Below are 21318 nucleotides of genomic sequence, written 5' to 3' on the forward strand. Positions count from 1 at the left end.
TATACCTTATTCAGGTTTGATTTCTGTTTCATAAGTGGTTTTTTGTTCTACTACAGCACCTTCTTGCTCTTCCTCAGGCATAGGAGCAGAAGTTTTTGGTGCAATCATCATTGCGACACCAATAGCTGTAATACCACCCACTAATTTGCCAACAATCATTGGGAAAATCATAGTTGACACACCAATACCTGCAACGAAACCTAAGTGATCACCTAGGGCGAAAGCGGCTGATACTGCAAAGGCACAGTTAATAATTTTGCCGCGCTCATCCATTCTGTTCATCATGCTGAACATAGGAATGTTGTTAGCTAAGGTAGCAATCATGCCAGCAGCGGCAATATCATTCATTCTTAATAAGCCACCCACTTTCATTAATGGTTTACCAAACCAACGTGTAATTAGGAATACCATTGGGTAGGCACCCAATAGGATACAAGCGATTGAGCCGATTACTTCCATGGCGCGCATGTCATCCGCTTCAGGTGCTTGAGTGCTGAATATTGGGTCCATACCAGGAATAAAAGTCCAATCAGTGGTAAATTTCAATACAGCGGCTACTAAACCTACAGTAATGATGCCCACTAAGATTTTTGCAAAAATCTGGAAGCCAGAGATCATTTTTTCAGGGAATAGTTTTAATCCGACAGCAATAAGTGCAGCGATGATTATCACTGGAATCATATTGATTAATAGGAATGTAAAGGTAAATGCAGCAGGTTGACCATTAATTTCTGCGCCTGTTGCCATTGCTACTAAACCGCCAGCAATACAACCAATAGGAATAGTTACAATACCTGCAAGTATACCTAATGCTAAATAGCGGCGATCTGATTTATCAATAATGCCAAGTGCTACTGGTATGGTAAATACAATAGTTGGTCCCATCATGGCAGCTAAAATAATACCTGAATATAATTCAGCAGCAGGGGTTGTTGCTAACTGTTTAGCTAAGAAAAAGCCACCCATATCACAAGCTAATATGGTACCTGCAAACATACCAGGATCAGCACCTAACGCTTGATAAACAGGAATAACTACTGGGCCAAGCACATTAGCAATCACAGGCGCCATTGCTGTAATCCCCACCATGGCTAAACCTAAAGCACCCATCGCCATAAAGCCTTCTTCAAACTGGCTTCCTGAACCTTCAATGCCTTTACCTACTTTACCTAAACCAATTTTGCCAAGAATAGATTCTGAGCCCCCAAACTGGTTAAGGATACGATCAAAGGCCGCTATTATCATAAAGGCCATCATGATATAGACAATAATTTCATTAATACCCATTAGCCGAACTCCTACTCAATATAAAATTAAACTTGCTTGTTAGTTTATTAAGAGGTTAATGCATCTTGATAAACTGCAATTACTTGCTCTTTTGTTACTGTCCGTGGATTAGTTGTTAAACAGATATCTTGCATAGCCGCTTCGGCAAGCTGTGGGATATCATCAAGAGACCCTCCGAAATCTCCTAATTTCTTACAAAGGCCAACATCATATATAAGCTGTTGTACTGCTTTAATAGTGTCTTCTGCTTCTATTTGCTTACAGGTTAATGCATGACCAATTTCAGCATATTCTTTTTTACATACTAATTGGTTAAAGCGCATAACAGCTGGCAACATAATGGCATTACACAAACCATGAGGAATATGATATTTAGCACCAATCTGGTGTGCCATTGCATGACATAAACCAAGCCCGCCATTAGAGAAAGCCATACCAGACATATAAGAGGCAAGCATCATTGATTCACGAGCAGGTATATCATTGCCTTGACCTACTGCATGGGGTAATGCTTCACCAATCAAGGTAATTGCTCTATAAGCAAAGCCCTTAGTTAGGGGAGTTGCATGACAGGCTACATAGGTTTCAATGGCGTGCGTGAGTGCATCTATACCTGTAATTGCAGTGATTTCAGAAGGAACACCTAAAGTAAGGCAAGCATCAATAATGGCTAAATCAGGTATTAGTTGCGGATGAACGAGTACTTGTTTGACATTATTGGTTGTATCAGTAATAACTGCAATATTCGTTGCTTCTGATCCAGTTCCTGCTGTGGTAGGAATAGCGATCAGTGGTAGACGTTTTTTTAACTTAATTGCTTTATTGGCTAAGCTCTCAATAGGTAAATCGACATTAGCGGCTAACATAGCAGTTACTTTAGCGGCATCCAAAACAGAGCCACCGCCTAATGCCAGTACACTATCACATTGTGCTGCAAGCAGTTGTTTAGCTGCTTCTTCAACTATTTGAGTAGTTGGTTCACCACCTGCATAGGTAATGATTTCGTATTTAATATTGGCGCCTTCTAAAGAGCGATATAAGCCTTCATCAATGCCTTGTTTGTATAGGAAACCATCAACCATCACAAACACACATTTAAGGTCTTGCTCTGCCATTGCTTCACCACAACGTGCTAACGCGCCTGCACCAATAAAGGTTTGTGGTGGTACGGTAAATTCACGTACAGACTTGGCATTAATTAGATCAAGTGCACGATAAATTATATGGCTGACTTCGTTAATCTGCATGATTATCCTCCATTCCACAAACGGCAATGGCTAAGGGTGTAATGAAGATAGGCAGGGTAGGTAGTATTACTTTCTGTTCAGGAAATGCTTGGCTGAATAGAACTCCTACACCAGGTAGTGCACAAGAACCACCTGATAAATAAATTTCTTCGACTGGGTATTGTTGTAAATGATCGCGCACAATATCAGTCATTTTTTCAAAAACAGGACGTACAATAGGCCAAATCTCTGTACCTTGCTGTTTTTTCTTTGTTTCTGCTTGTTCAATGGGTAGATTAAGGTTGCCTGCTAATGTCAGGGAAACATGATGGCCACCTGTGGCCTCATCACCTGAATAAACAACTTTACCATTTTTAATAACAGCGATGCCTGTCGTTCCACCACCAATATCGACTACAGCCGCACTTTTTAGATGCAACATATTAGCAACCGCGGATGGCTCATCAATTACGTGAGTTACTTCCAAGCCAGCTGCTTCTAAAACATTGACGGAGATTCTGGGGTCTGTTCCAGGAGGAAAAGAGGTTGAGGCTTTGCTAAATTCAACACCCAATTGCTCTTGTAGGCTAGCAAGTTGTTTTTTAACAATTGATACAGCCCCAAAGAAATCCCAAACGATACCATCACGTACTACATCAGCCTGATCGAGGCGCGTAGCTATTGGATTAGCATCTTTGTCTATAACGATTGACACAATATTACAAGTACCCAAATCGATACCTAGAAACCACTCTTTAAGCGGTTGCTCTGGTTTTTTATCAGCTTCATGTAGTTGCTTCTCCGCTAGTTGTAAGCGGTGATTTAACCATTGATCGATATCTCTTTGGGACATGATTTTTCCTTATTACACAATACGGAAATGTTCGGTTAATACACAACGACGTAACCGTACAAAGGTACGTGCGCAAGTTACGCCTTCACCTGTAGGGGTAGTAATCGTCATTGTTGTCCAACCTTCACCACCAAAACCTAAACCAGCAATACAAGGACCATTTTTAACAAAGATACTGGTATCGATAGCGTTAGCCATACGATCTAAGTTATCTAAGTTACGTGAATGCATGGACGCTGTATGGTGGCAACCACCTTCAAGTTTTACGGCTAAATCAATTGCTTGATTAACATCTCTAGCACGTACAATAGGTAGTACTGGCATCATCAATTCAGTAATAGCAAAAGGATGGTCAGCAGGTGTTTCAACAATCAACAAACGCGTGCTTTCTGGAACTTTTAAACCAATAGCGGCAGCGATTTTATAAGCATCACGTCCTACCCAATCACGGCTTACTGTACCTCTACCTTGTTCATCAATTTTAGGTAGTAGTAAAGGTTGTAATTGTTTGGCTTGTTCTGCTGTTAATAGCACGGCTTTGTAACGTTGCATAGCTGCAATTAGTTGATCAGCTACTGAATCAACAACAATAACTACTTTTTCATCAGCACAAATAATATTGTTATCAAAAGAGGCACCGTAAACAATTTTATCGGCAGCTCTATCAATATCAGCTGTTTCATCTACCACGGCAGGAGGGTTACCAGCACCAGCGGCGATAAGACGTTTATTAGTATGCTTGCGAGCAGATTCCACAACAGCATCACCGCCTGTAACAACTAGTAAACCAATGCCTGAATATTTGAATAAACGTTGTGCTGTTTCAATATCAGGGTTTGCTACAGTGACCACAAGGTTAGCTGGGCCGCCAGCAGCAACTACCGCTTCGTTAATAACCGTAATAGCACGTTGAGATACTTTTTTAGCAGCAGGGTGGGGGGCAAAAACAACACTGTTACCCGCAGCAATCATACTGATAGAGTTATTAATAACAGTTGCAGCAGGGTTAGTAGAAGGAGTCACTGAAGCTACTACACCCCAAGGTGCATTCTCTGTTAAAGTAAGACCATTGTCACCTGTTAATACTTCTGGTCTTAAGCATTCTGTGCCAGGTGTTTCACGTGCTTGTAATAAATTCTTAGCTGTTTTGTCATCAACACGACCCATGCCTGTTTCAGCCACAGCTATTTCTGCTAATTCTCTAGCGTATTTCTCGCCTGCTTGGCGTATAGCAGCAATGGCAAGGTTACGCATTTTTACAGTTTTTAATGCAGTTTGTGCTTCTCCTGCAGCAGCAACAGCATCATCTAATTCGTTAAATACGCCTGCAGCGATTTGTTGTGATGCAGCGGATGTTGGTTTGTTAGGCTGACCACTACCCATAGAAGTCAGTACCGCTCTGACTACTTGTTCAATTTCTTTAGGATTTATGTCCACTGTATACCTCACTTATGGTAGAAAACTTTACCATTAAGAACAGCTTCATCTACAATACCTACGATACTAGCATCTACAGGCGCTTCAATACCGTTAACAGTATGGATAGTTTTACGAGCTGCGCTACCACTAACAACCAAGACCCACTCACCATCGCCTGCGCCCACAGAATCGGTAGCGACAAGCCGTTCACCTTCTGGTAAACCGTTTTTATCTATCATGTCTACAAGCAGTAGGCGTTCTTGCTCAAACCCAGCAAGTTTTACGGTACTAACAACTTGTCCTACGACAACGGCTAATCTCATGAGTCCTCCTTTATTGCTATGTTACAAAGGCAACAGCAAACAGCACTGCGTTGTTGGGCTAATAATTAGTACAACAATACCTTTTGTAGCACGCAATACATTAAAACCAATTGGATAATAGAGGTGTGGAATTATTATTAATAAAACACACACCTCAATTCGGGTGAGTTGTTGCTCAGTCCAATGGTTTCTCAGCAGACATTTTGATTGGGAAGATGTCTTCCAAATCGCCATGTGGGCGTGGGATAACGTGAACTGCAATTAACTCACCACCAACACGTTGTGCAGCTGCTGCACCAGCGTCTGTTGCTGCTTTACAAGCTGCTACATCACCACGTACCATTGCAGTTACTAAACCACCACCAATTTGTTTGTAACCAACTAGTTTAACTCTAGCTGCTTTCACCATGGCATCAGAGGCTTCAATTAACGCCACTAAACCTTTGGTTTCAATAATGCCTAAAGCTTCCATTATAAATTCCTCTCAGTTAGCCTCCCGTTATGGGAGTTAATACAAGTGGCAAGCCACCCAGTTAATCTTTTTATAGAAGTTCTAACTATCCTATAAAAAGTGGTAATCGCGTTTTTTACAAATAAAACGCCATATTTCTTATTTAACACGCATTTTGGTAGCAAGCATGGCTACTTGAACCATATCTTGCCAACTACAACCGCGTGATAAATCATGCATAGAACCATTTAATCCTTGAATAAGTGGACCAATGGCTTCGTATTTACCTAATCGTTGTGCAATCTTATAACCAATGTTACCTGCTTCTAAAGAAGGGAAGATCAACACATTGGCTTTACCTGCAACTTGGCTATCAGGTGCTTTTTGCTTAGCAACACTGTCTACCATTGCTGCATCAAACTGAAGCTCGCCATCAACTGCTAAGTTGGGCATACGTTCGCGTACAATATCTGTTGCTAATTGCACATTACTGACTGCTTCATGTTTAGCACTGCCTTTAGTGGAAAACGATAACATTGCCACACGGGCAGTTTGTTCTGTTATTGCTTCAAAACTTTGCGCAGTACTAATTGCAATGTCTGCCAACTGCGCCCCTGTGGGTTGTGGAACAACCCCGCAGTCGGCAAATCCTAGGATTTGATCTCCCTCTGGAGAGATCATAATCATAATTGAAGATAATGTTTTGTTATTAGGTGCCAAACCTAATACACGTAATCCAGCTCTCAATACACTAGAAGTGGAGGAGAGGTTGCCAGCAATACAATAATCACTTTTACCTGTAGCGATCATCGCTGCGCCAAACCATAGTGGATCCTTAATATTTTTCTTAAGGTCTTCTATTGGTTTATCTGGCATACGTTGTGCTAAATAGGCTGTAAATTCAGGTAACCATTCTGATGTGGCTGGATCAATAATATTTAATTGATTAAAAGGTAAATCATGTTGCTCACATAAATTACGCAAATCAGCAGGGTTAGCTAACAACCAAGGATAGCCTAATTGCTGTTGCTGTATATAAATAGCAGCTTGAATTGCTCTGATATCTACTGCATCAGGAAATACAATCCAGCTTGGATTAGCTTTTGCTTGCTGTTGGCAGCGTTCAATAAGGTTCATTATTGGGCTCCCAATTTAGCGCGTAACATTTCTGTAGTAGGCCATTCTTTACCTGTTTCATGGAGTACACATAACAGCATTAATACATAAACTGCACTGGATAACCGATTTAAACCTTGCATAAGGTCAGGTCTTGAAACCACTAAATCACGATCAATAAAAATGGAAGCCGCAGAGGTTTCAGTTTCACGAATCTCAGTACGTAACAAGTTCAATAAACAAGCATTACGACCATGTTCTACTGCGGGCACAATATGATCGTGTCCGATGTATTTAAGTGGTTGATGAGAAAGTTTATGGATGGCTTTTTCATCTAACCCAGCAATCATAAAATCAGTTAATGTTTCATTTAATACATCCGCTCGCATAATATTACCTAACACGGAGCGAATATCTGCTAACCAAATTTGTGGTTCAGCAGTTACTTCAATTTGCAACCAAACAGCCATAGCAATACAGCTGTCTAATTTAGCTCTAAAAGCTAAACGAGGATCAGATTTAGACACTAAAGTGTGCGCATTTAAGTGTGTCAGCGTGTCTGGTTTTTTGGCAACAGCTTGATGGCAAAGCTGACATTCAGCAGCAACATGCCCCTGTTGACTGGTTAAACCATGTACCTGTTTCAATTTAGGTTGATAAGTACTGTCGTTATTGGTTGGTCTGTCTTCTATTGATTCAACAAATAACCGTCCTTGTTCATCATGAAATTTCACTACTAAATGATGATCAGTAATCAAACCACGAGCAGCAGGCGTTAGTTTGCAATCAGCAGGTAAGCGAATTTCAGTACCATCGCTTAGGCTGTAGTTTGCTCTTAGCCAGTCTTCTGTTATAAAGTTACTCATGATTATTCTCCATGACGCAACTATTGGTCTTGCCAATTAGCAGGCCATGAAACATACACAAAACGAACTTTAGTAGGTGTACCAAATTGAATAGAAGAACCTTTAGGAATAAAGATTAAATCTCCCGCTTTGGCTACTTTAACTTCATTGTTGTGACAAATATGTAACTCACCTTCCAGTACAATATTTATTTCATCGTAGTTTAGAGTCCATGGGAAAAAAGCATTTTCCCAAGCCATATAACCAGCAGCCATATTACTGTTATCAGCAGCACCGATCATATCAGCAATACCTACTTGTTTTTCTATGCCTGCACCTTCAAAGATTTCTAATTTAGCCATATTGCCTTTTACTAACTTAACAGCTGAAGGTTTTTGGTTAGCAGTTTTAGGGGCAGCAGTATGTTTGTTTTCTTGTACAGCTTTACAAACTAATTGATCTATTAGTGCATCGCTAATCATGGCACCTTTAGGTAATTGTTCAATAATGGCTTGTCTAATAACTTTAAGTTCTGTTTCACTTAATGAAGAAGAGCATTTTTGTGCATTAGGTTTAGCTGCTGGAGGGCTATTTTTGTCTACTATGCGGATACCTAATTGTTCTGCCACCTCTTTTGCTTCAGGCGTGATAATGCAATTCGTTAAGCTAACCTCAATTTCAGATTGCCCTTTAGCTTTAATCTCGCGGATATTGTCAGCTGTAATTAATTGTTTACTCATTGCGCTTTCCTCTTAGATGGCACATCCTGCTCAAGAAATGTTGCTAAAGCTTGAACACTAGTTGGATCTTGTGTGCAGATTTCAAAAATAGGTTCTTTTAAGCCATGCTCTAACAGCATTTGTTTTATTGCAGGAACATCAACATTAGGTAGATCTATTTTGGTAATAACAGTAATAAGACGTTTGTTTTGATAAACTTCAAGTAGTCCTGTGGGCATACGACAAATAGGATCGTCTGCAGCGTGGACATAAATAATGGTTTCTGCTTCAGTAGTAGTGCTAATTAGCGCACGGTATAGGCGAGGGTGGTTAAAAAACTCACCTGGAGTATCCACGCCACCTTGTTGATCAAAAGCTATAGCTTGAGTTTTAACCGCTAAGCTATAGTCGTCATTGAGTGCATTAAACAAAGATGTTTTACCTGCACCAACGGGACCAACTAACACGTAGCGCTGTTGTAACATGGTTAGCTCCTAGTTACTGTACAGACAGCATAACCCAAAGCTGTGCCTAGGTTACGTATTGTGTGATTGAGTGCTTCTTCAACAGCACCCACTGAACCATAAATTACTAAGGCGCCACTAAAGCGATCAAGAAAACCTATTTCCACATTGGCAGCTTTGGTTGCAAAGTCACCTGCAATCATAGCGGTTTCACTAGGGGTTAATGTCATAATGCCAATGGCTTCAGCATCAGGTACGCCAATTTTCTGTGCTAAATCTTTTCCAGGATGAGCAATAAGATGCGCCAATGTGACTTGTTTACCAGGCACAAATTCTTGGATAATTCTCGTTTGGGTCTTCTCAATATCCATCATTACCTCCTAAGATGTAATGAGCTTAACAAGTAAATTCGCACAGCGAATATCAAAAATTGGCAATTAATTTATAAAATTGTGCTAAGTCATTTTTATTGTGTATTAAGTTATTTTTGTTGTGTGTCTAGCATGCTCTAAAGTACTTTTTATTAATATTAGCCAATTGTCTTATTTATAGAAAAAATAGGTTTTATCCCTTTTCTATAAGTTTCAATATAGAGCAAAATTGTGTATTTAGCCACACTATTTGACGAGGTTTTATTTAAGTGATTGAAAGAATAATAATTAGTATTTTGTACAAGTATTAGCTAAGGCTAGTATTAAATAACACTAGCCTAAATAGCCAACAAATTAGTTTTGTTTGGCTCGGCGTACAGTAATACTTTCTCCACCAATTCCCCAATTATCTTGGTTAATTTCATCAATAACAACTACAGTGGTAGCAGGATTTTTATTAAGTACAGTGGCTAGTAACTCTGTGACCCCTTTAATTAGTTCAGCTTTTTGTTCTTTGCTAGGGGCTTCATTACCGCCTGTTACTTTGATATTAACGTATGGCATGTTGTTTCTCCTTCGATAGTTGAATGTAGATACTTCTTATATATTTAAAAATAAGCAAAATAGCAGCAATAAATAAACTTATTGCTGATAATATAAAGGCCAACTCAAAACCCTGATTATGGGAAATTAATCCTGTAATAAAAGGCCCTATAATCTGCCCAATGCCATAAACACCTGTTAATAGCGCAATAGTGTAGGCGCTGGGCTTGCCACTTAAAGCAATACCGTATTGCAGAGCAAGTACAGTAATACCCATAAAAGTGCCACCTAATAGCAATGCGCCTAACAAGATAATAGCAGGCGAATGCGTAATAATAGGTAAAACTACACCAATGGCTTGCAACAAAAAAGCGAGTATTAACATAGGTTGATAACCTTTTTTTGCTGCGTAACGCCAAAGTGGGGCACTTAATGCAGCAGCAATGCCTGTTATTATCCACGCTGTACTCGCTAGGGTGGCTGATTGAGTGGTAGTTTTTACCAATGATACTAGAAATGTAGTACCAATAATGTAGCCAAAGCCCTCTAAAAAATAGATAAATAGCAATAAATAATAACCACTTTGTACTTTTTGTGGCACAGTTGTGGTTGAACTGTTGTTAAAGTTTAGTGAAAAGTTTTTAGCAGGGCGTAAATAGGTTAATGCTACTAGCATTAAAGGGATACACAGCAATGCAGTAGCTATCCATGCACCATTAACGCCTATGCTATGCACTAAAGGCTGACTACTTAGTCCACTTAATGCAATACCTACACCCACACCACTATAAAGGATACCTGCTAGTATAGGTTTATTAATAGTTGCTAAGGTATCTAATACAATCGCAGAACATAAAACAAAACAAGCCCCCGAAGCAATGCCTGCTATAAAGCGTATAATATTCCATAGGTAAACTTGTTCTGCGAGTCCCATAGCTAAAGTGGTTAAAAAGCTGAGGCATAGGAAAAAGCTCAGGAATAGATAACGGCGTAATCCAGCTTTTTCCTTAAACATAGCCAGTACCCCAAGTAAATAACCTGTATAGTTCCAAGCAGCAATTGTTCCTACTGCTTTTTCATTTAACTGATAACTATGCATCATATAAGGTAATAGAGCAGTATAAGCGAAACGTCCAATGCCCATTACTATAATAAGTACACAAAACCCACCCAGCGTTTGCAGTAAGCCATTTTTATATAATGGGTTCACGATGAAATCCTATACAGAAATTATTTTTAAAAGCTTATTAATTGTTTTATAGGCTCATTCTAGTTAAAATAATATTTCAAGTAAATTGAATAAAATTGAAGTTTATATTCAATTTTGGAGAATATAAAGTGGAATTATCTGATTTAAAAACATTAATAGCGGTTGTTGAGCAGGGTGGAATAACACGAGCTGCAAAATATCTCAATAGAGTACCCTCAAGTATCACAACCAGAATAATGCAACTAGAGGATAATCTTGGGGTACAGTTGTTTATTCGAGAAGGTAAGCGGCTATTAACTACGGATAAAGGACAGTTATTGTATAACTATGCTAAACAAATTATTGAATTAGCAATGGAAGCAGAACTACAAATAAAAAGCTCACTACCTAAAGGTAAACTACGTATTGGTGCTATGGAAAGTACAGCAGCGGCGAGGCTACCTAACTTATTAGCAAAATTACATTTACAGTATCCACAAATAGAGTTAGAACTTACAACAGGTACTAGTCATTCATTGTATCAAGGATTACTAGCTAATCAGTTAGATGCAGTATTTATTGCAGATACACCAAAAGATAATCGATTGGATAAACAAGGAGTTTTTAAGGAACAACTGGTCATTGTTGCACCTAAAGATCATGCTGCTATTAATACGCCACAAGATATTCACAAAAAAACGTTATTAGTATTTAAAGATGGTTGCTCTTATCGTGATAGGTTAGTTACGTGGTTTGTAGAGCACGATGTAAAACCTGAACGTATCGCAGAATTATCTTCTTATCATGCTATTTTAGGTGGTGTATCTGCAGGAATGGGAATTGGTATTGTTCCTGAAGCTGTGCTTAAATTATTTCCAGATAAACAAACCTTAAGTGTTCATCAATTATCTAAATCTATTGGCAGTGCAATAACAGATTTAGTGTGGAGAAAAGGCATGTTATCCGCTAATATTTCAGCATTGCAATCATGTTTAACCTATTAATTTATAATTGAGCTTAATTGAAAAATGAGAGAAATGATTAGCAAAATAATAATGCTATCTTTGTTTTGTTAACTTGATTAGCATGGTGGTTGAGTAGCCTTGCCAATAAAAATAATGTAATAGGAGTTACTTTGTGAAGTCTACTGAAGCTTTAATAGTTATTCATGCAGAAACAGATTCAATAGGTAATTTAGCAGATATATTACCTGAGTTAGGTATTACTTATAAGGTGGTAACTGTTACTGATAATTTACCAGAACCTGATGAGCTACAGTTACTCATTTTATTGGGTAGTCCTGCGTCCGCTTACGATCATCGCTTAGCTTGGATTCCTAAAGAATTAAATTGGCTTAAGCAGGTACAACAGAAGAATATTCCGACTTTAGGAATTTGTTTTGGTGCACAAATATTAACCCGCGCATTAGATGGTCAGGTTTTTAAAAATAGTCAACCAGAGTTAGGTTGGACTGATATCAATAGTGTGAATGATAGTTGGCAACATACAGGCCCTTGGTTTAATTTTCATTATGATGCATTCACTGCCCCTAAAAGTGCTATATTATTGGCGGAAAATGATATAGCACAGCAGGCCTATAGTTATGGAAAGGCTTTAGCTGTACAGTTTCACCCTGAAATGTGTACTACAATGTTCGATTGTTGGATGAAAGAATGGCAAAGTAGTGAAGGGGGTAGAAAGTTTTTAGTGAAATTGGCTGATTTGCCAGAACAATGGCGTCAAGAAACTGCTGCTAGAGAAATAACCAATCGTCAAAACTTCAAACAATTATTAATAACGTTTTTAAAGAATATTTAACTAACAAGAGACTCAAAAATGACAAAATTAACAGTAAATGATTGGCAAGACCGTGCTAAAAATTTAATCATAGAAGGTAGAGCTTTTATAAATGGCGAGTATATGGCTGCAGAAAGTGGTCAAACTTTTGAGTGTATTAGCCCAATAGATGGCATTAAATTAGCAGATGTTGCCAGTTGTGATATTACAGATGCCAATAAAGCTGTTACTAATGCCAGAGAAACCTTTGAATCTGGTGTTTGGTCGCAACTACCTCCAACCAAAAGGCAGGCTATTTTAATTCGTTTTGCTGATCTAATAAAAGCTAATAAAGAAGAATTGGCATTATTAGAAACCTTAGATATGGGAAAACCTATTAGTGATTCTTTAGCTATAGATATTCCTGGCTCTGCTAAGTCAATTCGATGGATGGCAGAAGCAATTGATAAAGTGTACGGAGAAGTCGCTGCTACGCCAGAAGATCAACTTGGGTTAGTGACCAGAGAACCAGTTGGCGTTGTGGCAGCTATTGTACCTTGGAACTTCCCGATGATGATGGCCTGTTGGAAACTAGGGCCTGCATTGGCTACTGGTAATTCGGTTATTTTAAAGCCTTCTGAAAAGTCACCATTAACCGCTATTCGTGTAGCACAATTAGCTATTGAAGCAGGTATTCCTAAAGGTGTGTTTAATGTGTTACCTGGTTATGGTCACACGGTAGGTAAAGCGTTAGCCTTACATATGGATGTGGATACGTTAGTATTTACAGGCTCTACCAAAACCGCTAAACAGCTAATGATTTATGCGGGCGAATCTAATATGAAACGTGTTTGGTTAGAGGCGGGAGGTAAGAGTCCACATATCATATTTGCCGATGCACCTGATTTAAAAGAAGCGGCACAAGCTGCTGCTACAGCCATTGCTTTTAATCAGGGAGAGGTATGTACAGCAGGCTCTCGATTATTGATAGAGCGCTCTATTAAAGATCAGTTTATGCCATTATTGTTAAAGGCTATTAAGTCATGGCGACCAGGTAATCCATTAGACCCTGCCACTAATATAGGGGCATTAGCAGATGCTACCCAAATGAAAACAGTTATGTCCTATATAGAAGCAGGTAAGAAAGAAGGGGCTAAATTGCTATTAGGTGGACAACGTATTGCTGAGGAAACAGGTGGCATGTACGTAGAACCGACTATTTTTGATAATGTTAGCAATGAAATGAAAATTGCTAAAGAAGAGATTTTTGGGCCAGTACTCTCTATTATTACATTTGATACTGTTGAAGAAGCTGTGAAAATTGCTAATGATACTCAATATGGCTTAGCAGCGGCATTGTGGACAGCTAACTTATCTAAAGCTCACCGCGTAGCACGTGCATTGAGAGCAGGTAGTGTATGGGTAAACCAATATGATGGTGGTGATATGACAGCGCCTTTTGGTGGCTATAAACAATCAGGTAAGGGACGTGATAAATCACTGCATGCTTTTGATAAATACACTGAAGTAAAAGCTACATGGATTAAACTATAAATTTTTAATGGTAATAAAAAAAGCTCTACTAAAAAGTAGAGCTTTTATTTTAAATTACTTAAGTAATTCAATAATGCCTTGGCTTTCTAATTCAGCAATTTTTTCATCAGATAAACCAAGATGCCTTTTTAATACATCCTTAGTATGTTCACCTAAACGAGGTGGGGTAAGTTCATAAGTTACAGGCGTACCTGAAAGTTTAAGTGGGCAACCAACCATTGTATAGTCAGTACGTAATGGATGAGGCATATTAACTTTCATACCACGTGCTTCAATTTGTGGTTCAGCCATTGCTTGCCCTACATCGTTAATAGCACCAACAGGTACTTTAGCAGGGTAAATGGCCGCTACCCATTCATCGGCTGTTTTAGAAAGGAAGTGTTTAGAGAGTAACTCTACAATCTCCGCACGGTGCTCCACACGTGCTGCATTAGTAGCAAAGCGTGGGTCTTGTGGTAAATCAGGTAAACCAATGGCTTTAGACAATGAAACAAATTGACTATCATTACCACAGGCAATAATAAAGTCTCTATCAGAGGCACGAAATACTTGATAAGGAACGATATTAGCGTGTGCATTACCATAACGACCAGGGACTTTATTAGAGGTTAAGTAATTCATACCTTGGTTAGCTAACATAGCCACTTGTGTATCTAACAATGCAACATCAACATATTGTCCTTTGCCTGTTTTTTCACGGCTATAAAGGGCGGCTTCAATGCCTACTGCTGCGTACATACCTGTCATTAAGTCTGCTACTGCAACACCAGCTTTTTGAGGGCCACCACCTGGCAAATCGTCACGTTCCCCTGTAATACTCATTAAACCACCAAGCCCTTGAATGATAAAATCATAACCAGGTTCGTTAGCACGAGGGCCAGTTTGACCAAAGCCAGTGATTGAACAATAAATAAGTCTTGGGTTTAGCTTAGAGAGATCATCAAAACCAAGACCATATTTCGCTAAGTCGCCTACTTTATAATTTTCAATTAACACATCTACTTCACAAGCCAATTTACGGATTAACTCTTGACCTTCTGGAGAGGCTATATTAACTGAAACAGATTGTTTACCTCGATTGGCAGACATATAGTATGATGATTCTTTGGTTTTATTACCATTATCATCTGTCATATAAGGAGGCCCCCAACCACGGGTATCATCTCCATGAACGGGTCGTTCAATCTTGATAACTTCTGCTCCTAAATCGGCGAGAAGTTGACCACACCAAGGACCTGCTAAAACTCGACTCATGTCAAGGACACGAACTCCTGCTAATGCTCCCATCACTATACCTCTTTTGTTTTTGTTTAAACGCGTTCAATAACCATAGCTAACCCTTGACCAACCCCAATACATAAACTAATCACCGCATAACGTTGACCAGTACGTTGTAGTTGTCTTGCTACCGTTAAAGCTAAACGACCTCCCGATGCTCCCAAAGGATGACCTACTGCAATCGCTCCACCATTAGGATTCACTCGTGAATCATCTAAAGCTACATCCAGTCCTTTTAAACAGGATAACACTTGGCTTGCAAATGCTTCATTGATCTCGATAATGTCCATATCATTTAAGGTTAAACCCGCACGGGCTACTGCTTTTTTAATCGCTTCTACAGGGCCTACACCCATAATACGTGGTTCTACACCTGCCGCTGCCGCTGATAAAATACGTGCTATTGGTTTAACGCCACGTTGTTCACCAATTTCTTGGTTACCAATTAGTAAAGCTGCTGCACCATCGTTAACACCAGAAGCATTACCCGCTGTGACTACACCACCTTCAAATAAGGATCTTAGTTTTGATAATGATTCAAAATCAGAGCTAGGACGTGGATGCTCATCTTCAGTGATGATTTTTGGTGGTGTCTTTTTACCTGTAGACACTTCTACAGGACAAATTTCATCTTTAAAGAAACCAGCCTGACGAGCGGCTTCGTATTTAGCCTGTGATGCCGCAGCAAATCTATCTGCTTGTTCACGACTAATGCCAAACTCTTTAGCAACGTTATCACCTGTTTCTGGCATGCTGTCATTACCATACTTAGCCACTAAACGTGGATTAGGGAAACGTGAACCGATGGTTGTATCGTAAATGATGGCTGCACGGCTGTAAGCTGATTCTGATTTAGGAATAACAAAAGGCGCACGTGACATGCTTTCAACACCACCTGCTAAGTATAAAGCCCCTTCATTACAAGTGATGGCACGAGCCGCATCAATAATGGCCGCTAGACCACTCGCACAAAGACGATTAACGGTTTGGCCTGGTAGCGTGTAAGGTAACCCTGCTACTAATAATGCATTACGCGCTACATTACGAGAATCTTCACCTGCTTGGTTAGTAGAACCTAGAATAACATCTTCAATATCTTCTGCATTGAATTTGCTTTTTTCGATAAGTTGTTGCATAACGCCTGCAACGAGATCATCTGGACGGATGGAAGAGAGTGCACCTGCATGGCGTCCAAATGGTGTACGAAGACCCTCATAAATATAAGCTTTTAGCATTATTTTTCTCCTGAGTTGTAGCTGTAGTAGTGTTGCGAAAGTTCCTTGTTATATAGCAATATGTTTTTAATGTACTTATTTATCGTGATTAACATAATAGTGATTAGATAAATAGTACAAACTTCTTTTGAAAAATGTACTAATTACTTTATCTCTTTGCAATGTTATTAAAAATTTATTTTATTTTTATCACCTTTTTAACCTAATAAATTGACTATTATTTTAATATAAGTATTTGAATTTATATAAGGTTATTTCTTTTTTTGTCAGCCAGGCAAAGGATTTGTTTTTTTATTAGAAATTGCTAAAAATTTCATTATGCGAAATACAATTTTGTTTTTGTTGATTTTTATTAATAATACGGTTTATGATAAGTAAAAATAAAACATCAACTATATGGAATTTTATAATGGCAAAAATAACAAACTGCCTGCCATTCCAGTAGTTGTTTATAACAGAAGTATCTTGAAGGAGGATTGATTTAGTTACTCAGTCGTATTTACATAGATTTGTTAATAGACAGACTACAATTAGCGTGCAAACTTCAACTAAAGATTTTGGTGCTATAAAAATATAAGTATTAATTTTTAAATGTTTAATAGTTAGGAATATTTTTCATTTAATAAATAAGTAAAACAAACAAAACAATCAGCAAATGTTAGGAGATTAACATGATCCGCGACCAAGAAACATTAGATATTTTATTAGACTCTATTCGCAATTTTGTTACGAATGAGTTGATGCCTAGTGAAAATGAAGTAGCAGAAACAGATCAAATTCCTGAACGTATTGTTTCGCAAATGCGTGAAATGGGGCTATTTGGCTTTTGTATCCCTGAAGAGTTTGGTGGCTTAGGTTTAACCATGGAAGAAGAAGTAAATGTCGCTTTCGAGTTAGGTCATACTTCTCCAGCATTCCGCTCTCTTTTTGGTACTAACAACGGCATTGGTTCGCAAGGTATTATTATTGATGGTACACCAGAACAAAAAGAAAAATACTTACCAAAATTAGCAACTGGTGAGTTTATATCTTCGTTCTGTTTAACTGAACCTGATGCTGGTTCAGATGCTGGTTCATTAAAAACTACCGCTAAGCGTGATGGTGATGACTATATTCTTAATGGAACTAAGCGTTTTATTACTAATGCGCCACACGCTGATATTTTTACAGTAATGGCGCGTACTAATCCTGATATTAAAGGGGCAGGTGGTATTTCAGCGTTTGTTGTGGAGCGTGGTACACCAGGCTTAACTGTTGGTAAGCCAGATAAAAAAATGGGCCAAAAAGGTTCTCATACTGCTGACGTGATTTTTGAAAACTGCCGTATTCCAGCTACCCAATTAATTGGTGGTGTGGAAGGTGTTGGTTTTAAAACAGCGATGAAAGTATTGGATAAAGGCCGTTTACATATCGCAGCATTCTCTGTAGGTGTTGCAGAACGTATGTTAAATGATGCTTTACATTATGCTTTAGAACGTAAGCAATTTGGTAAGCCTATTGCTGAGTTCCAATTAATTCAAGCAATGTTAGCCGATAGTAAAGCGGAGATTTACGCTGCTAAATGCATGGTGATTGATGCTGCTCGCAAGCGTGATGAAGGTAAAAATGTTGGTACAGAAGCTTCATGTGCGAAGATGTTTGCAACTGAAACTTGCGGCCGCGTAGCAGATCGAGCGGTTCAAATTCATGGTGGTGCTGGCTATGTTAGTGAATATAGCATTGAACGTTTCTACCGTGATGTGCGTTTATTCCGTATTTATGAAGGAACTACGCAAATTCAACAATTAGTTATTTCAAGAAATATGATTAAAGAGGCCCAAGGCTAAAGAAATCTAAAAAAGGGGTTTGTTGCTCCAGGAAAGGAGCAACAATAATTAAGTTATGGATTTAAACAAAGAGAAAACATAATGACATCTTCAAATAATCCGACAAGTGCGCCTAATACGCCTAATGAACAAGCAAGTAAAATATGGATTCTAGTATTTATATTTTCTTTCTTAGGTTTGTTGGTTGATGGTGCAGATTTATTATTACTTTCATTCAGCTTAAGTTCTTTAGAAGCAGAATGGGGATTAACGCAATTTCAAAAAGGGATGTTAGGTACTTATACACTAGCAGGTATGGCGATTGGTGGTATCTTTGGGGGGTGGCTAGCTGATCGCTTTGGGCGTGTAAAAGTAGTGGTTGCCAGTATCTTAGTATTCTCTATTGGTACTGCTATCCTTGGTGCAACACAAAGTTATTTTCAGTTTGCAGTAATGCGCTTTGTTGCTTCACTAGGACTTGGTGCATTATATGTAGCTTGTAATACCTTGATGGCAGAATACGTACCTACTAAATACCGTACCACCGTGTTAGGAACTTTACAAGCAGGTTGGTCAGTAGGCTATATCGTTGCTTCATTACTAGCAGGTTGGATTATTCCAAACTATGGTTGGCGTTGGTTGTTCTATATTGCAATTATTCCATCGGTTATGGCTGTGGCGATGCAGTTTATTGTACCTGAGCCTCCAGCATGGCGTGCGGCTAAGGCAAAACGTGATGCAGATAAAGCAGCGGGTATTGATAACAGTAATGTTAAAAAAGAAGGCTCACTAAGCTTAATTTTTGCTAACAAAGCTACACGTAATATGTTCTTATTATGGGCAGCTACTGCTGGGTTCTTACAGTTCGGCTACTATGGCGTAAACAACTGGATGCCTAACTACTTAGAAAAAGAATTAGGCATGGCTTTTAAGTCGATGACATTCTTCTTAGTAGGCTCTTATACTGCAATGATTTTAGGTAAAATTTTAGCTGGTATTGCCGCAGATTACTTTGGCCGCCGTGCAGTATATGCATTTGGTGCTATCGGTACAGCTGCATTCTTGCCTATTATCGTATTCTTTAACTCGCCAGGAAATATTATCTATTTAATGGTTGCCTTTGGCTTCCTGTATGGTATTCCTTATGGTGTAAACGCTACTTATATGACTGAGAGTTTTGAAACCAAAATTCGTGGTTCTGCGGTAGGTGGTGCATATAATGTTGGGCGAGCAGGGGCGGCGATTGCTCCCGCTTGTATAGGCTTTATTGCTACCCACTATTCTATTGGTGCAGGATTCCTTGTAATGGGTGCTGCTTACTTTATGTGTGGTCTAATTCCAGCATTATTTATTAAAGATAAGTTATTTGATCCTCAAAAATAACATTTATCTGTTAAGTAGCTTTTATTCAAAAATAACAACTTCAGAATAAAAGCTACTTTAAATATCTAGAAACATAGCTACTACTATTAGCTAATTGTTTATTAAAGGATTTTCAATATATACTTTTAGCCGCTGCTTTTAAAGTTGTGAGTGGCTTTAGTAAATAGTTGTTAAAAAATAAATACAATAAAGAGAATTGAATTATGACGATATCATCAAATACATTATCATCTAACAAATCACCCAATAAGATTTGGATTTTAGTTTTTATCTTTTCTTTTTTAGGACTTCTAGTGGATGGAGCAGATCTATTGCTGTTGTCTTTCAGCTTAAGTTCGTTAGAAGCAGAATGGGGGTTGACCCAATTTGAAAAGGGTATGCTTGGTACATATACCTTAGCAGGTATGTCAATTGGGGGTATTTTAGGAGGTTGGCTTTCTGATCGTTATGGTCGAGTAAAAACAGTGGTAGGAAGTATACTAGTATTTTCAATAGGTACTTCAATATTAGGGGCTACCCAAAGTTATCTACAGTTTGCTGTTATTCGTTTTTTCGCGTCATTTGGCATAGGTGCATTATATATCGCTTGTAATACCTTAATGGCTGAATATGTACCTACTAAATATCGCACTACTGTGTTAGGAACTTTACAAGCTGGTTGGTCAGTAGGCTATATTGTTGCTTCATTATTAGCAGGTTGGATAATTCCAAACTATGGTTGGCGCTGGCTATTCTATATAGCTATTATTCCTGCCGTATTAGCTTTTGCAATGCAATGGATGGTCCCTGAGCCTGAGTCATGGAGAAAAGCACAAGCAGAAAAAGCAGCTAATAAAAATAAACAAACAGATACAAAAAAAGAAAATGCACTTACCCTCATTTTTGCTGATAAAAGCACACGTAAAATGTTTATCTTGTGGTCTATAACAGCAGGCTTCTTACAGTTTGGTTATTACGGGGTTAACAACTGGCTTCCCAATTACCTTGAAAAAGAAATGTCGATGAATTTTAAATCGATGACGTTATTCTTAGTAGGTTCTTATACAGCAATGATTTTAGGTAAAATTATTGCAGGGATGGCTGCGGACTATTTTGGCAGGCGAATTATTTATGCCTTTGGGGCAATTGGTACAGCTGTGTTTTTACCTGTGATTGTTATGTGGCATACGCCTGATAACATTCTTTACTTAATGATTGGTTTTGGTTTCTTATATGGTATCCCCTATGGTGTTAATGCAACCTATATGACGGAGAGTTTTGAAACCAAAATTCGTGGTTCTGCAATGGGTGGCGCTTATAATGTTGGAAAGGTAGGAGCGGCGCTTGCCCCTGCATTTATTGGCTTTGTAGCTACTCATTATTCAATTGGAGCAGGTTTCTTAGTAATGGGTGCTGCTTATTTCTTCTGTGGTTTAATACCTGCATTATTTATTAGAGATAAACTATTTGACCCACAAAAATAATTAATTAATGAAAAAAGC

21 protein-coding genes are annotated in these 21318 nt (G+C 38.6%); 6 read left to right on the forward strand and 15 right to left on the reverse strand.

Annotated features, from left to right (window positions below; translation table 11 throughout):
- Window positions 1–6: 6 nt before the first annotated feature.
- The 13 genes from eutH to JHT90_RS05760 all read right to left on the reverse strand — a co-directional run bounded on the left by eutH (window position 7) and on the right by JHT90_RS05760 (window position 10827).
- The gene (gene eutH, locus JHT90_RS05700) at window positions 7–1287 is read right to left on the reverse strand and encodes an ethanolamine utilization protein EutH (RefSeq protein WP_201095098.1); all 1281 of its coding nucleotides are present in this window, start codon (window positions 1285–1287) and stop codon (window positions 7–9) included.
- A gap of 47 nt (window positions 1288–1334) precedes the next feature.
- On the reverse strand, window positions 1335–2534 hold the full coding sequence (locus JHT90_RS05705) for an iron-containing alcohol dehydrogenase family protein (RefSeq protein WP_201095099.1): 1200 nt from the start codon (window positions 2532–2534) through the stop codon (window positions 1335–1337).
- Complete coding sequence (gene eutJ / locus JHT90_RS05710; protein WP_201095100.1) at window positions 2524–3366, reverse strand: ethanolamine utilization protein EutJ; 843 nt, start codon at window positions 3364–3366, stop codon at window positions 2524–2526. Before eutJ ends, JHT90_RS05705 begins: the two co-directional genes overlap by 11 nt.
- A 12-nt stretch (window positions 3367–3378) precedes the next feature.
- Window positions 3379–4803 (reverse strand): aldehyde dehydrogenase family protein, encoded by a 1425-nt coding sequence (locus JHT90_RS05715; RefSeq protein WP_201095101.1) that lies wholly within the window; start codon window positions 4801–4803, stop codon window positions 3379–3381.
- Window positions 4804–4811: 8 nt separating this feature from the next.
- Entirely contained in the window at window positions 4812–5108 is a 297-nt protein-coding gene (locus tag JHT90_RS05720; RefSeq protein ID WP_201095102.1) for a EutN/CcmL family microcompartment protein, read from the reverse strand.
- Window positions 5109–5283: 175 nt separating this feature from the next.
- Window positions 5284–5580 carry an ethanolamine utilization microcompartment protein EutM gene (gene eutM, locus JHT90_RS05725; RefSeq protein ID WP_236254054.1) on the reverse strand — a complete coding sequence of 99 codons (297 nt, stop codon included), beginning with the start codon at window positions 5578–5580 and terminating at the stop codon, window positions 5284–5286.
- Window positions 5581–5718: 138 nt separating this feature from the next.
- On the reverse strand, window positions 5719–6696 hold the full coding sequence (pta, locus tag JHT90_RS05730; RefSeq protein ID WP_201095103.1) for a phosphate acetyltransferase: 978 nt from the start codon (window positions 6694–6696) through the stop codon (window positions 5719–5721).
- Window positions 6696–7541, reverse strand: coding sequence for an ethanolamine utilization cob(I)yrinic acid a,c-diamide adenosyltransferase EutT (gene eutT / locus JHT90_RS05735; protein ID WP_201095104.1), 846 nt, complete (start codon window positions 7539–7541; stop codon window positions 6696–6698). Before eutT ends, pta begins: the two co-directional genes overlap by 1 nt.
- A 20-nt stretch (window positions 7542–7561) precedes the next feature.
- Complete coding sequence (gene eutQ, locus JHT90_RS05740) at window positions 7562–8260, reverse strand: ethanolamine utilization acetate kinase EutQ (protein WP_201095106.1); 699 nt, start codon at window positions 8258–8260, stop codon at window positions 7562–7564.
- Window positions 8257–8724 carry a EutP/PduV family microcompartment system protein gene (locus JHT90_RS05745; RefSeq protein WP_201095107.1) on the reverse strand — a complete coding sequence of 156 codons (468 nt, stop codon included), beginning with the start codon at window positions 8722–8724 and terminating at the stop codon, window positions 8257–8259. Before JHT90_RS05745 ends, eutQ begins: the two co-directional genes overlap by 4 nt.
- A gap of 2 nt (window positions 8725–8726) precedes the next feature.
- Window positions 8727–9077, reverse strand: a complete 351-nt coding sequence (gene eutS / locus JHT90_RS05750) for an ethanolamine utilization microcompartment protein EutS (RefSeq protein WP_379971814.1) — start codon at window positions 9075–9077, stop codon at window positions 8727–8729.
- A gap of 351 nt (window positions 9078–9428) precedes the next feature.
- Window positions 9429–9638 (reverse strand): tautomerase family protein, encoded by a 210-nt coding sequence (locus JHT90_RS05755; protein WP_201095109.1) that lies wholly within the window; start codon window positions 9636–9638, stop codon window positions 9429–9431.
- Window positions 9625–10827 carry a YbfB/YjiJ family MFS transporter gene (locus JHT90_RS05760; RefSeq protein ID WP_201095112.1) on the reverse strand — a complete coding sequence of 401 codons (1203 nt, stop codon included), beginning with the start codon at window positions 10825–10827 and terminating at the stop codon, window positions 9625–9627. Before JHT90_RS05760 ends, JHT90_RS05755 begins: the two co-directional genes overlap by 14 nt.
- 128 nt (window positions 10828–10955) lie before the next feature.
- On the opposite strand from JHT90_RS05760, the gene JHT90_RS05765 reads away from it, so the two are divergent.
- The 3 genes from JHT90_RS05765 (at window position 10956) to JHT90_RS05775 (ending at window position 14136) form a co-directional block, all read left to right on the forward strand.
- Complete coding sequence (locus tag JHT90_RS05765; protein WP_201095114.1) at window positions 10956–11810, forward strand: LysR substrate-binding domain-containing protein; 855 nt, start codon at window positions 10956–10958, stop codon at window positions 11808–11810.
- 133 nt (window positions 11811–11943) lie between these two features.
- Window positions 11944–12624 carry a type 1 glutamine amidotransferase gene (locus JHT90_RS05770; RefSeq protein WP_201095116.1) on the forward strand — a complete coding sequence of 227 codons (681 nt, stop codon included), beginning with the start codon at window positions 11944–11946 and terminating at the stop codon, window positions 12622–12624.
- A gap of 18 nt (window positions 12625–12642) precedes the next feature.
- Complete coding sequence (locus tag JHT90_RS05775; RefSeq protein WP_201095118.1) at window positions 12643–14136, forward strand: aldehyde dehydrogenase; 1494 nt, start codon at window positions 12643–12645, stop codon at window positions 14134–14136.
- A gap of 54 nt (window positions 14137–14190) precedes the next feature.
- Here the strand turns inward: JHT90_RS05775 and JHT90_RS05780 are convergent, their stop codons facing one another.
- A complete protein-coding gene (locus tag JHT90_RS05780) occupies window positions 14191–15423 on the reverse strand; it encodes a CaiB/BaiF CoA transferase family protein (protein ID WP_201095120.1) in 1233 nt (410 codons plus the stop codon).
- Between the two features lie 23 nt (window positions 15424–15446).
- Window positions 15447–16649, reverse strand: a complete 1203-nt coding sequence (locus tag JHT90_RS05785; protein WP_201095122.1) for a 3-oxoadipyl-CoA thiolase — start codon at window positions 16647–16649, stop codon at window positions 15447–15449.
- Window positions 16650–17320: 671 nt separating this feature from the next.
- On the opposite strand from JHT90_RS05785, the gene JHT90_RS05790 reads away from it, so the two are divergent.
- From JHT90_RS05790 to JHT90_RS05800, 3 genes are all read left to right on the forward strand, one after another.
- On the forward strand, window positions 17321–18475 hold the full coding sequence (locus JHT90_RS05790) for an acyl-CoA dehydrogenase family protein (RefSeq protein ID WP_201095124.1): 1155 nt from the start codon (window positions 17321–17323) through the stop codon (window positions 18473–18475).
- An 81-nt stretch (window positions 18476–18556) separates the two neighbouring features.
- The gene (locus tag JHT90_RS05795; protein ID WP_201095126.1) at window positions 18557–19837 is read left to right on the forward strand and encodes an MFS transporter; all 1281 of its coding nucleotides are present in this window, start codon (window positions 18557–18559) and stop codon (window positions 19835–19837) included.
- Between the two features lie 203 nt (window positions 19838–20040).
- The gene (locus tag JHT90_RS05800; protein WP_201095128.1) at window positions 20041–21300 is read left to right on the forward strand and encodes an MFS transporter; all 1260 of its coding nucleotides are present in this window, start codon (window positions 20041–20043) and stop codon (window positions 21298–21300) included.
- The last annotated feature ends 18 nt before the right edge of the window (window positions 21301–21318 follow it).

The sequence above is a fragment of the Entomomonas asaccharolytica genome (assembly GCF_016653615.1).
Taxonomy (GTDB): Bacteria; Pseudomonadota; Gammaproteobacteria; order Pseudomonadales; family Pseudomonadaceae; genus Entomomonas; species Entomomonas asaccharolytica.

Excerpts from the sequence above, each read along its gene's own strand:
- JHT90_RS05795 (WP_201095126.1), top strand. The coding sequence starts at position 18,557 with ATGACATCTTCAAATAATCCGACAAGTGCGCCTAATACGCCTAATGAA.
- JHT90_RS05720 (WP_201095102.1), bottom strand. The coding sequence starts at position 5,108 with ATGAGATTAGCCGTTGTCGTAGGACAAGTTGTTAGTACCGTAAAACTT.
- JHT90_RS05755 (WP_201095109.1), bottom strand. The coding sequence starts at position 9,638 with ATGCCATACGTTAATATCAAAGTAACAGGCGGTAATGAAGCCCCTAGC.
- pta (WP_201095103.1), bottom strand. The coding sequence starts at position 6,696 with ATGAACCTTATTGAACGCTGCCAACAGCAAGCAAAAGCTAATCCAAGC.
- eutT (WP_201095104.1), bottom strand. The coding sequence starts at position 7,541 with ATGAGTAACTTTATAACAGAAGACTGGCTAAGAGCAAACTACAGCCTA.
- eutS (WP_379971814.1), bottom strand. The coding sequence starts at position 9,077 with ATGATGGATATTGAGAAGACCCAAACGAGAATTATCCAAGAATTTGTG.
- eutH (WP_201095098.1), bottom strand. The coding sequence starts at position 1,287 with ATGGGTATTAATGAAATTATTGTCTATATCATGATGGCCTTTATGATA.
- eutJ (WP_201095100.1), bottom strand. The coding sequence starts at position 3,366 with ATGTCCCAAAGAGATATCGATCAATGGTTAAATCACCGCTTACAACTA.
- JHT90_RS05775 (WP_201095118.1), top strand. The coding sequence starts at position 12,643 with ATGACAAAATTAACAGTAAATGATTGGCAAGACCGTGCTAAAAATTTA.
- JHT90_RS05785 (WP_201095122.1), bottom strand. The coding sequence starts at position 16,649 with ATGCTAAAAGCTTATATTTATGAGGGTCTTCGTACACCATTTGGACGC.
- JHT90_RS05790 (WP_201095124.1), top strand. The coding sequence starts at position 17,321 with ATGATCCGCGACCAAGAAACATTAGATATTTTATTAGACTCTATTCGC.
- eutQ (WP_201095106.1), bottom strand. The coding sequence starts at position 8,260 with ATGAGTAAACAATTAATTACAGCTGACAATATCCGCGAGATTAAAGCT.
- JHT90_RS05800 (WP_201095128.1), top strand. The coding sequence starts at position 20,041 with ATGACGATATCATCAAATACATTATCATCTAACAAATCACCCAATAAG.
- JHT90_RS05780 (WP_201095120.1), bottom strand. The coding sequence starts at position 15,423 with ATGGGAGCATTAGCAGGAGTTCGTGTCCTTGACATGAGTCGAGTTTTA.
- eutM (WP_236254054.1), bottom strand. The coding sequence starts at position 5,580 with ATGGAAGCTTTAGGCATTATTGAAACCAAAGGTTTAGTGGCGTTAATT.
- JHT90_RS05745 (WP_201095107.1), bottom strand. The coding sequence starts at position 8,724 with ATGTTACAACAGCGCTACGTGTTAGTTGGTCCCGTTGGTGCAGGTAAA.
- JHT90_RS05705 (WP_201095099.1), bottom strand. The coding sequence starts at position 2,534 with ATGCAGATTAACGAAGTCAGCCATATAATTTATCGTGCACTTGATCTA.